This is a genomic window from Flavobacterium sp. UMI-01 (assembly GCF_019656315.1).
In the GTDB taxonomy this organism is placed as follows: Bacteria; Bacteroidota; Bacteroidia; order Flavobacteriales; family Flavobacteriaceae; genus Flavobacterium.
In genome coordinates this window covers 337,281-348,982 of sequence record NZ_BPLU01000008.1, presented here as the reverse complement: position 1 = coordinate 348,982, position 11,702 = coordinate 337,281, and the positions used below count along the sequence as shown (strand labels likewise).

At 35.2% G+C, this 11,702-nt stretch carries 9 protein-coding genes; 5 read left to right on the top strand and 4 right to left on the bottom strand.

All coding sequences use genetic code 11. The features are described 5' to 3' along the window. The first annotated feature begins 290 nt into the window (after positions 1 to 290). From K5R64_RS06055 to K5R64_RS06035, 5 genes are read left to right on the top strand one after another with little or no spacing between them, the layout of a single operon-like run. Positions 291 to 1,760, top strand: coding sequence for a sodium:solute symporter (locus tag K5R64_RS06055; protein ID WP_255580311.1), 1,470 nt, complete (start codon positions 291 to 293; stop codon positions 1,758 to 1,760). Next, positions 1,745 to 2,179 carry a GNAT family N-acetyltransferase gene (locus K5R64_RS06050; protein ID WP_220761821.1) on the top strand — a complete coding sequence of 145 codons (435 nt, stop codon included), beginning with the start codon at positions 1,745 to 1,747 and terminating at the stop codon, positions 2,177 to 2,179. Before K5R64_RS06055 ends, K5R64_RS06050 begins: the two co-directional genes overlap by 16 nt. A 7-nt stretch (positions 2,180 to 2,186) precedes the next feature. Beyond that, the gene (locus tag K5R64_RS06045) at positions 2,187 to 3,341 is read left to right on the top strand and encodes an amidohydrolase (protein ID WP_220761820.1); all 1,155 of its coding nucleotides are present in this window, start codon (positions 2,187 to 2,189) and stop codon (positions 3,339 to 3,341) included. Next, entirely contained in the window at positions 3,331 to 4,482 is a 1,152-nt protein-coding gene (gene alr / locus K5R64_RS06040) for an alanine racemase (protein ID WP_220761819.1), read from the top strand. Before K5R64_RS06045 ends, alr begins: the two co-directional genes overlap by 11 nt. Further along, positions 4,482 to 5,558: an alanine/ornithine racemase family PLP-dependent enzyme gene (locus K5R64_RS06035; RefSeq protein WP_220761818.1), complete on the top strand. Its 1,077-nt coding sequence runs from the start codon at positions 4,482 to 4,484 to the stop codon at positions 5,556 to 5,558. The genes alr and K5R64_RS06035 overlap by 1 nt, the downstream gene beginning before the upstream one ends. A gap of 55 nt (positions 5,559 to 5,613) precedes the next feature. Here the strand turns inward: K5R64_RS06035 and cmk are convergent, their stop codons facing one another. The 4 genes from cmk to K5R64_RS06015 all read right to left on the bottom strand — a co-directional run bounded on the left by cmk (position 5,614) and on the right by K5R64_RS06015 (position 11,595). Further along, positions 5,614 to 6,303, bottom strand: coding sequence for a (d)CMP kinase (gene cmk, locus K5R64_RS06030; protein WP_220761817.1), 690 nt, complete (start codon positions 6,301 to 6,303; stop codon positions 5,614 to 5,616). A gap of 6 nt (positions 6,304 to 6,309) precedes the next feature. Continuing rightward, positions 6,310 to 7,329, bottom strand: coding sequence for a type IX secretion system protein PorQ (gene porQ, locus K5R64_RS06025; RefSeq protein ID WP_220761816.1), 1,020 nt, complete (start codon positions 7,327 to 7,329; stop codon positions 6,310 to 6,312). A gap of 271 nt (positions 7,330 to 7,600) precedes the next feature. After that, positions 7,601 to 10,051, bottom strand: coding sequence for an endopeptidase La (lon, locus tag K5R64_RS06020; RefSeq protein WP_220761815.1), 2,451 nt, complete (start codon positions 10,049 to 10,051; stop codon positions 7,601 to 7,603). Between the two features lie 218 nt (positions 10,052 to 10,269). Then, on the bottom strand, positions 10,270 to 11,595 hold the full coding sequence (locus tag K5R64_RS06015) for an MFS transporter (protein ID WP_220761814.1): 1,326 nt from the start codon (positions 11,593 to 11,595) through the stop codon (positions 10,270 to 10,272). Between the last annotated feature and the right edge of the window lie 107 nt (positions 11,596 to 11,702).

Here is an 11,702-nt window from a genome sequence, read left to right as displayed (position 1 = left end):
AAAAAAAAAAAAAAACATCAACCATTAATCTCTTAACCTATTAACTAGTAAATCCCAAACTGGTTCGTCCCAGCCCTTTTCCGCCTATTTAGATATAAATCCTTATATTTGTAGCAAATTATTCGGTTTTCAGGGTTTATTGTGATTCTTTTCTAGTCTTTCACTCCTGCCATTCTATGATTTCTTTTGGTCGAAATCAAACTGAAAAACCACCATTATATGCAATTATTGCATTCATTGCCGTGAGAAAAATTCTCTTTGCAGGCTAAAACAATCTGAAATACGAAACCATGCACGTAATAGATTATACAATCTTTATCGTTTATATGCTGGCTATGCTTGGAGTTGGCTATTATTTTTATAAAAAAAACACAACCGCAGAAGATTTTTATGTTAGTGGTCGAAACATGAACAGCTGGCATATTGGGTTGTCTGTTGTAGCAACAGATGTGGGAGGTGGATTTTCCATCGGGCTTGGAGGTTTGGGCTTTTCGATGGGATTGTCTGGTTCTTGGATGTTGTTTACAGGATTACTTGGTGCTTGGTTGAGCGCTGTTTTTTTAATCCCAAAGATAAGTCAATTAGGCCATCAACATAAATTTTTCACATTTCCACAAATTTTTAATCACTTTTATTCCTCAAAAGTAGCCCTGCTGGCAGGAGTCATTTCAGCAATTGGTTACATCGGTTTTACCAGTTCGCAGGTTTTGGCTGGAGCCAAATTAGCCTCGGCAACCATACCCCAATTAAACGTACAGACGGCATTAATAATCATGGGACTTATTGCTGTTGTCTATACTGCCATTGGCGGTTTGAAAGCGGTCATTTATACTGATACCATTCAATGGATAATTTTGATTTGTGGTCTTGTTTTTATTGGGATTCCCTTAGCTTATCATGCAGTAGGTGGTTATGAAGCCATTCAAAACGCACTTCCTTCCAATTATTTGTCTTTGACCCATATTTCAGGATATCAAATTTTAAATTGGTCAATAACCATCATTCCTATTTGGTTTGTAGGGATGACATTGTACCAAAGAATTTATGCGAGTAAAAATGAAAAAGAAGCTAAAAAGGCTTGGTTTATTGCAGGATTTTTTGAGTGGCCTATTATGGCTTTCATGGGTGTTATTTTAGGTTTATTGGCCAAAGTAGCCGCCAATCAAGGCTTATTCTTTGGAATTTCGGATGCAGCAAGTATGGATAGCGAAATGGGATTACCTGTTTTATTGGCTACTATTTTGCCTGTAGGTTTAATGGGGTTGATGCTTTCCTCTTATTTTTCAGCTATTCTCTCCACAGCAGATAGTTGTTTGATGGCCGCTTCAGGAAATATTGTAACCGATATTATTGGTAAATTCTTTAAATCCAAGTTAACCCATCAAAAAGAATTGCAAATGTCACAAATTGTAACCTTGTTAGTGGGGATTTTTGCCATTGTGTTGGCTTCCCAAATGCAAAATGTATTAGAACTCATGCTGTATTCGTATGCATTCATGGTGTCTGGTTTGTTTGTACCAGTGATAGGAGCTCTATTTTGGAAAAAAAGCCACTCCATTGCAGCATTTTGGAGTATGGTGCTGGGAGGGAGCACCACCCTATTCTTAATACTAACAAAAAATAAACTACCTTTAGGAATACAACTTTCACAAAATTTGGATGCAAACGCTTACGGTATCAGCCTTTCTGCCCTCGTTTTTGTGACCTTATCATTATATCACAGTACTAAAAATAAAAAAACAACATGGAATTCAAAATAATTAACACCACTACAGGAGAAGATTCAAAATATACTAACGAAGTCATTGCACAATTTCTTTTTACTCATCTCGAGCAATACGGCGATAAAATTTCCGATATTTTGAAATGTATTCAGTATGTGATGGATCCAAACAAGGGCGGAAATATAGTCATTGGAATCGACGAAGGAAAAATAGTTGGGATTACAATACTGAATAATACCGGCATGCAAGGTTTTATTCCTGAAAATATATTGGTTTACATTGCAGTGGACAACAGCCAACGAGGTAAAGGATACGGTAAAAAACTCATGCAAAAAGCTATCGAAATCACAGACGGAGCTATCGCACTTCATGTGGAGCCTGATAATCCAGCTAAAGGATTGTATGAAAAACTAGGATTTACTAATAAGTACCTTGAAATGCGTTTGATTAAATAACTAAACAATGGAGCTTTTGAATTTAAACACAAATGAATTAACGCTTTTGCGTAAAGATTTACATAAACATCCAGAAGTAGCTTTAAATGAGAAGAATACTGCTGAACGAATTACTGCTTTTTTACGTAATTATCCTCCTGACGAAATCATTAACCAAGTGGGTGAAACTGGAATTTTGGCCGTTTATAAAGGGACTAAAAAAGGGAAAACCTTAGTTTTCCGGACAGAGTTAGACGCACTTCCAATTGAAGAAATCAATACTTTTGAGCATGCATCAGTCAACAAAGGGGTCTCACATAAATGCGGACACGACGGACACATGAGTATTTTATGTGGATTAGCGACTCTTTTACATCACACGAGACCTGAAGCTGGAAAAGTAGTTTTATTGTTTCAGCCTGCTGAAGAGGACGGCCGTGGTGCTGTTCGTATTTTGGCCGATACTCGCTTTAAGGTTTTACAACCAGATTATATTTTTGCATTACACAATTTACCAGGATATCCTAAAAACCAAATTGTAGTTAAAAACAACACTTTTACCTGTGCAGTTAATAGTATAATCATTGTACTCAAGGGCAAAACTTCGCATGCTGGAGAACCAGAGAAAGGGATTAATCCGGCTATGGCAATGGCTGAAATTACTACACAGTTTTTAGCTCAAAACCAAGCAGATGCCACAAAAGAAAATTTTTGCATCCTCACTCCTATTTATTCAAAAATGGGAAAAAAAGCCTATGGCGTTTCGGCGGGTTATGGTGAAATTCATTTTACTGTGCGAAGTGACAGTAACGAACGCATGCGAAAATTAGAAGCCACACTAGAAAATGTAGCACAATCTATCGCCAAAAAATACCAACTTGAGCCTATTCTATCTTGGACACAAAGTTTTCATGCGAATGAAAACCATCCTAAAGCGGTGGATTATGTTCGTCTTGCGGCCAAGCACCATGCATTGGATATTCATGAAAAAGAATTTCCTTTTACTTGGGGGGAAGATTTTGGGATTTTTACCCAACATTATTCAGGTGCTATGTTTGGTTTAGGTTCAGGAATAGAAACACCTGCATTGCACAATCCTGACTATGATTTTCCTGACGATATCATTCCAACAGGGGTTGCCGTCTTTCATCAAATTGTCAAAGAAATTACGCATGCATACTAATTCAGTTATAGAACTCAGCCAGAATGCTTTAAAGAACAACATTGCTTTTTTGCGAAAAACTTTTGGCTCCAAAGTGCAATTGTCTTCGGTTGTCAAAGGAAATGCCTACGGACATGGGATTTATTCGTTTACCTCAATGGCCTATGCGGCAGGAGTAAATCATTTTTCGGTTTTTGATGTTGAAGAAGCTAAAACAATTCATGCTCATTTGAACCAAAAAGTAACTATTATGGTTATGGGATTAGTTACTGATGAAGATATGGAATGGGTTATTACGAATGAAGTAGAATTTTTTGTATTTGAAAAAAAACGATTGCTAAAAGCTTTAAAAACAGCTAAGTTGTTTCAGAAAAAAGCCAAGATTCATATCGAATTGGAAACAGGAATGAATCGTACAGGTTTTGACAAAAAAGAGCTAGGTTCTCTTATTGCAATTTTGAAAAAAGAAAAAGAATATTTTGAATTCAAGGGGATTTGTACGCATTATGCAGGAGCCGAAAGTATTGCTAATTACTATCGCATCGACAAACAAATTAAAAAGTTTGAAGAAATGCATCAGATTATCGTGGCGCACGATTTGAAACCTGAAATCAAACATTCTGCTTGTTCAGCAGCTTCTATTATGTTTCCACAAACTAGAATGGATTTGGTTCGAATTGGGATTATGCAATATGGTTTGTGGCCAAGTCCTGAAGTGTTTGTCAATTATCTCAATACTAAAAAAAGCAAAGTGGACCCATTGCAACGAGTTATAACTTGGAAGAGCAAAATCATGAATATTAAAACAGTACAAGCTGGAGAATTTATTGGTTATGGCAACAGCTTTTTGGCCGAAAGAAAAATGACAATTGCGGTAATCCCAATAGGATATTCCCATGGATACAGTCGTTCACTAAGCAATCAAGGGCGGGTTTTAATCAAAGGACATCGCTGTATGGTAGTGGGCTCTATCAATATGAATATGATGACTGTTGATGTCACGGATATTTCAAATGCAAAAATTGAAGACGAAGTTATTCTTATTGGAAGACAAGACAACATTTCCATTTCAGTGGCTTCATTTAGTGATTTGAGTAACCAATTAAATTATGAATTACTAACACGAATTTCAAAAACAATCCCAAGAAAAATAACCGACTAATGGCTTTTATACAACTATATAGAGACAAATTACAAAAGAATTATCATTATCTGGACTCGCTTTTTTCGTCCAAAAAAATTGAGTGGGGTGTTGTTTCCAAACTATTATGTGGAAATACAATTTACTTGCAGGAAGTAATTGCTCTTGGTGTAACAGAAATACACGATTCACGGGTAAGCAATCTTAAAAAAATTAAAGAGATTAATCCTAATATACAAACCGTTTATATCAAACCACCAGCTAAAAGAAGTATTGAACCCATAGTGCGTTATGCCGATGTGAGTTTTAATACCGAAAAATACACTATTCAATTGCTATCAGAAGAAGCACAAAGACAAAATAAAATCCATAAAATCATCATTATGATTGAGATGGGCGATTTGCGAGAAGGTGTCATGGGAGAAGAGTTAGTGGCTTTTTATGGCGAAATTTTAAAATTACCCAATATCGAAATTAGAGGTATTGGAACTAACTTAAATTGTTTAAGTGGTGTTATGCCTACTCAGGATAAACTTATTCAGTTGAGTTTATACAAACAATTGATAGAAGCAAAATTTAACATCAGTATTCCTTGGGTTTCTGGTGGCACATCTGTTGCTGTCCCTTTGATTTTAAAAAATGCGCGCCCTATGGCTGTCAATCACTTTAGAATTGGAGAAGCTTTGTTTTTTGGAAAAGATCTTTTTACAGGAGAAACCATCACAGGAATGCATCATGATGTTTTCAAACTTTTTGCTGAAATCATTGAAATAACCGAAAAACCCGACACACCCACTGGTGAACTCGGTGAAAATGTAGCAGGAAATGCTTTTGCGGTAGCTGAGGATGTGGATTATAGTACTACTTCGCTCCGGGCCATACTCGATATAGGATTATTAGACATGCAACCTCAATATTTACAACCTGAAGACGAAAGCATCACCATTGTTGATGCAAGTTCAGACATGTTAGTGATAGATATAACCCATTCGTCTAAAGAATATAAAATAGGAGACCTTATCAGTTTTACACTTCAATACATGGGTGCTTTGTATCTTTTAAATTCAGATTATATCGATAAAACCGTAATCTCTTGATTGAATTGTCCTTTTGGCTTTGCTAAAATTTTATTTCCTAGTAAAGCCAAAATGTTTAATTGTTAAGGTTTTGAACTAAATCCAACACCAATGCTAATTGTTCTTCTCTGGTCATGTTAGAATTGTCAATTTCTATTGCATCGGCGGCTTTTACCAATGGAGAATTGGCTCTATGAGTGTCAATATAATCTCTCTCTACTACATTTTGGAACACTTCATCATAGCTTACGTCATCTCCTTTTTGGATTAATTCGTCGTAACGTCTTTGTGCGCGAGTAGTTGCGCTGGCAGTCATGTAAATTTTGAGTTCTGCATTCGGGAAAACTACCGTTCCAATATCTCTTCCATCCATCACAATGCCTTTTCCTTTTCCCATTTCTTGTTGTTGCTCCACTAATTTAGTTCGAACTTCATCAACAGCTGCAATCTTACTTACAAATCCAGAAACTTCAATAGTTCTAATTTCTTCTTCTACAACTATATCATTCAATACCATAACGCCAAAACCCAATTCAGGTTTAAATTCGAATTGCAAACGGATAAAAGGCAAACTGTGAACCAAAGACTCTTTGTCAAAATAATCGTGTGTAATGTAGCCGTTTTGCATAGCAAAATAAGTCACTGCACGATACATTGCACCGGTATCTACATATACATATTCTAGTTGTTTAGCCAATTGTTTAGCTAAAGTACTTTTGCCCGTTGATGAAAATCCATCTATTGCTATGGTGATTTTTGAAGCCAAAATGTTTTATTGAAAATTAATGGTTAACCCAAACAAACTTGTATTTGCAGCCAAAGTATATCTTGAATAAGAATAATCAAATTTTAATTTGTTCATTCTTAATCCAAAACCTACTGAAAAGCCTGAAAAATTACGTTGTTCTACTATTTTTAATTCTTGAGCACGTCTAAAATTATAACTCAATCGCAAATTAAATCCTTTTTTAGGAAATAACTCCGCTCCTACAATAACATGCCTGAAAGCATTGCCTAAAAAGGATACTTTTTCTTCTTGAGTGGTGCCATCTAATGACGATTCAGCTCTTTCAGGATTTGCAAAAGCAATATTCCATTGTTGTAAATTTTCGAGTGTCAAGTGCCAGCGTATGGGAACGTGTTCTAATTCTTGCGACACACCAAAAATAATTTCTAAGGGTAATTTTTCTCGTATTCCAGAATAAGTTGTGAATTGTGTTCCAATGTTTCGAATAGCAAAACCCCAGTTGACATCATTGGCTTCATCAATATAAACCGCACCTAAATCAATCGCACCACCCCAAGAGGAATATGTTTCTAAGTTGGACGAAATCAATTTAGCATTGGCACCAATATACAATGAAGTGTAAGGAATGTTATAAGAGTACCCGCCAGATAAAGCAATTTCACTTCCTGTAAAAGAAGCAGTTTGTTCTCCGTTTTCGTCATAACCCTCAAAATTTCCATAATTAACATAATTAACTCCTGCATGAAATGTTTGCAAATGTCGGTCATAAGTGTAGGCATACGAAGCAGTTCCATAGGTTACTTCACCAAAATAATTGCCATAATTTAAGGAAAGATGGTTGTGCATCTCAGGATTGATAGATGCGGGATTAAAAATTCCTTGGTTTACATCTTGGTCATATAACGTAACCACTTTACCACCAAGAGCAGCTTGTCTTGGGGAAGTGACTAAACTTAAAAATTGGTACACATTCTTACCGCCTATTTGTGAATAAGACAATGAACTTATAAACAAAAACAAATAAACTAAATGCTTTTTTAACATGCTATAAATGACTCTATTGGTTGAGCAATACGGTGCATTTTTACTGTAAGCCTTTTAAAAGAGTAAAAGTATTCCCGATATTCCTATTCATTGGAAGTTTATTGAAACCCCAAGTTGTTTTTTAGTATAAAACGCGTTTGCGAAGATAAAATTATTATATATAACTAGTTGCTTTTTTATTGAAAATCAAACAATAAAAAACAAAACCAAAATTAGGGATATAAAATCATCCCATATTTTGGTTTTGTTACAGTCACTCTAATGTAGTGTTTTATAATTTCTTAGCGTTTTTTACTTTTTGATCAGTAATTGCAATTTCTAGTACTTCTTTCATTTCTTTTACATAATGAAAGGTAAGCCCTTCAATGTATTCAGGTTTAATTTCATCCACATCGCTTTTGTTTTCGTGACATAAAATCAACTCTTTGATGTTGGCTCTTTTTGCTGCCAAAATTTTTTCTTTGATACCTCCTACTGGCAGAACTTTTCCTCTCAAAGTGATTTCACCTGTCATTGCAATGCTCTTTTTCACTCTTTTTTGTGTAAACAAAGAGACTAGTGAAGTCAACATAGCAATTCCAGCACTTGGACCATCTTTTGGTGTGGCACCTTCAGGTACATGCAAGTGGATGTTGTATTTATTTATAACATCACTATCTAGTCCTAAAAATTCAGTATTGGCTTTAATATATTCTAGCGCAATAGTAGCCGATTCTTTCATTACAGTACCTAAATTACCCGTAATGGTCATACTCCCTTTTCCTGGAGAAATCAACGATTCAATAAATAAAATATCTCCTCCTACGCTTGTCCAGGCCAAACCAGTAACCACACCTGCCACATCGTTAGATTCGTATTTGTCTCTTTCTAAACGAGGTACACCAAGAACTTGTACAATATCAGCATCGGTTACTTTTTTGTTGTATTCCTCCTCCATAGCGACAGATTTAGCGGCATTACGAATTACTTGTGCAATTTTAGCTTCTAAACCACGCACTCCTGATTCTCGGGTATAACCTTCAACAATTTTTTCTAATTGTTTTTTACCAATAGTCAGTTGTTTGGAAGTCAGTCCGTGTTCTTTTAGTAATTTTGGAAATAAATGTTGTCTGGCAATTTCTACTTTTTCTTCAATAGTATATCCTGACATTTTTATTACCTCCATACGGTCACGCAAGGCAGGTTGAATCAATGACATATTGTTAGATGTTGCAATAAACATCACTTTGGATAAATCATAACCTAACTCTACAAAATTATCATAGAAAGCACTGTTTTGCTCAGGGTCTAATACCTCCAATAAGGCTGATGAAGGATCACCTTGATTGCTATTGGATAATTTGTCAATTTCGTCTAATACAAAAACAGGATTAGAAGTTCCTGCTTTTTTCAAACTTTGAATGATGCGACCCGGCATAGCGCCAATATAGGTTTTTCTGTGCCCTCTAATCTCTGCTTCATCACGCAATCCTCCAAGAGATATACGCACGTATTCTCTACCCAAAGCTTCGGCAACAGAACGACCAATCGAAGTTTTTCCTACCCCAGGAGGTCCTGTTAAACAAATAATGGGCGATTTCATATCATTACGCAACTTCAAAACAGCCAAATGTTCTATCATTCGTTTTTTGACATCTTCCAAACCAAAGTGGTCTCTGTCTAAAATCTTTTGAGCGCGTTTTAAATCAAAATTATCCACAGAATATTCATTCCAAGGCAATTCAAGTAACAATTCTAGGTAATTTCTTTGAATTCCAAAATCAGGTGCCTGTGGATTCATACGTCGCATTTTGGAAACTTCTTTTTCGAAATGCTTTTGACATTTGTCGTCCCATTTTTTGGTTTTGGACTTGGCAAGCATTTCTTCTATTTCTTCTTCCTGTGAATTGCCCCCCAATTCTTCTTGGATGGTTTTCATTTGTTGGTGCAAGAAATATTCTCTTTGTTGCTGGTCTAAGTCAAAGCGTACTTTAGATTGAATATCGTTTTTGAGTTCCAATTTTTGCAACTCAATATTCATGTATTTTAAAGTCTCTAAAGCTCTGTCTTTTAAATTATTAATAGCTAATAAATCTTGCTTTTCTTTAACAGATAAATTCAGGTTTGAAGTTACAAAATTGATTAAGAAAGACTGGCTCTCGATATTTTTAATAGCAAAAGTTGCCTCACTAGGAATGTTAGGGCTTTCTTTGATAATTTGGATAGCCACATCTTTTACAGAATCTAAAATAGCCAAAAATTCCGTATTTTTTCCTTTAGGTCTTTTTTCAAGAATGTCTTTGATTGTGGCTGACATATACGGTTCTTCTGAAAGTACTTCTGTAATTTCAAAACGTTTTTTTCCTTGTAAAATGACGGTAGTATTTCCGTCAGGCATTTTTAACACGCGCAAAATACGTGCTACTGTACCTATGGTGTGGATATCATTTTTGGTAGGCTCTTCTATATCTTCATTGATTTGGGCTACTACTCCAATTATTTTTCCAGCAGCATTCGCATCATCAATCAACTTAATTGACTTATCTCGACCCGCTGTAATCGGAATTACAACTCCTGGGAAAAGCACCATATTGCGAAGGGGCAAAATAGGAATTGTTTCTGGCAAAACCTCATTCATCATTTCCTCTTCGTCCTCTGGGGTCAATAACGGAATTAATTCTGCTTGGGAATCCAATTCTTGAAGTGACAGATTGTCAATTGTACTTATTTTATGATTTGACATAATTATTTTGAGTCATTTTGTCATTAAATAGGAATATATTTAATCACAAAGTTAAAATTATAGTGTTATATTTTATTGATAATCAAATACTAACAACTTCATTAGTACTCTCTTTACTGTTTAAAGTCAATCTTTGTGCCAAAATAATTGAGGCATCTTGCGGTTTTGTACACCACTTGTTTTAAAATATTTTTTAGGCACTAGTGCATGGAAGTGTACTAGGTTAATTTTGTTTTTTTATGTAATTGAATTAACAATACTACTCCAGTTAAGAAAAACAAAGCTAGGAAAACAATCGCAAATCGTGGACTTCCTGTTATTTGGTCAATTAAACCATATACCAACATTCCGATTACAATTCCGATTTTTTCAGCCACATCGTAAAAACTAAAAAAGGAAGCTGTGTCTTTGGTTTCAGGTAATAATTTTGAATACGTGGAACGTGATAAAGATTGAATCCCTCCCATAACCAGTCCTACTAAACCTGCCATTATATAAAACTCAAAAGGTTGTGTAATAAAATATGCCGCTATACAAAGCAACACCCAAAAGCTATTTATAGCTACAAGTGTGGGAATATTTCCGAATTTTGCAGAAGCATACGAAGTTATAAAAGCGCCTGCTATCGCTACTAATTGAATGACCAAAATACAAATAATTAACCCCGTTGTGCTTTCACTTTCAGAGGACCAAGCTATTTCTTGAGCGCCAAAATAAGTGGCAATCAACATCACAGTTTGTACAGCCATACTGTAAACAAAAAAACTGCGTAAATACCCTTGTAAAATAACATTTTGTTTCACAATTGCCCATACTGTTTTCAACTCTTTAAAACCGTTAAATAAAATGGAGGTAGTTACTTTTTTTGATGTGCTTCGATTTCCTTTAGGCAAATAATAATAAGTATATTGACTAAATACAATCCACCAAATTCCCACGGTTACAAAAGAATATTGCATCGCTTTTATAGCAGCGCTTCCGCTCGTATTTGAAATTCCGAATGCTTCAGGTTGCATCACCATACCTAAATTGACCATTAACAACAACACACTACCAAAATACCCTAACGAATATCCTTTGGCGCTAATAGCATCTTGTTGCTCAGGATAAGCAATATCAGGCAAATAAGAATTGTAAAAGACCAAACTTCCCCAAAAACCAATTAAGCCCAAAAAGTAACAAAGCAATCCAAAATAAATGGAATCCAAACTAAACCAATTTAAACCGATACATGATAAAGCCCCTAGATAGCAAAAAAATTGCATAAAACTTTTTTTATTCCCCACATAATCCGCTATTCCAGATAATAAGGGCGAAATAAATGCTACTACTAAAAAACCAACCGCTGTGACAAAACTAATTAAAGCCGAGTTTTTAAAATGATAACCAAAAACCGTGAGATAAGGATTTTTAGCATCAAATAAGGCATTATAAAATATGGGGAAAATCGCAGAACTTATTACCAGTGGATAAGCCGAATTGGCCCAATCATAAAAGGCCCATGCATTCAATAATTTCTTATCTCCTTTTAATAAATGACTCATAATGTGTGGTTTTCAAGTGGAATTAAAACGTGATTATTTTTATAGAATAAAAAAAGTACAACAGAACAAAAATAACATCCTGTCTTTATAAATTGCATTTTTATAGT

Bases quoted from the DNA above. Each gene is read 5' to 3' on its own strand.
- lon (WP_220761815.1), bottom strand. From the start codon at position 10,051: ATGTCAAATCATAAAATAAGTACAATTGACAATCTGTCACTTCAAGAA.
- K5R64_RS06035 (WP_220761818.1), top strand. From the start codon at position 4,482: ATGGCTTTTATACAACTATATAGAGACAAATTACAAAAGAATTATCAT.
- porQ (WP_220761816.1), bottom strand. From the start codon at position 7,329: ATGTTAAAAAAGCATTTAGTTTATTTGTTTTTGTTTATAAGTTCATTG.
- K5R64_RS06015 (WP_220761814.1), bottom strand. From the start codon at position 11,595: ATGAGTCATTTATTAAAAGGAGATAAGAAATTATTGAATGCATGGGCC.
- alr (WP_220761819.1), top strand. From the start codon at position 3,331: ATGCATACTAATTCAGTTATAGAACTCAGCCAGAATGCTTTAAAGAAC.
- K5R64_RS06055 (WP_255580311.1), top strand. From the start codon at position 291: ATGCACGTAATAGATTATACAATCTTTATCGTTTATATGCTGGCTATG.
- K5R64_RS06050 (WP_220761821.1), top strand. From the start codon at position 1,745: ATGGAATTCAAAATAATTAACACCACTACAGGAGAAGATTCAAAATAT.
- K5R64_RS06045 (WP_220761820.1), top strand. From the start codon at position 2,187: ATGGAGCTTTTGAATTTAAACACAAATGAATTAACGCTTTTGCGTAAA.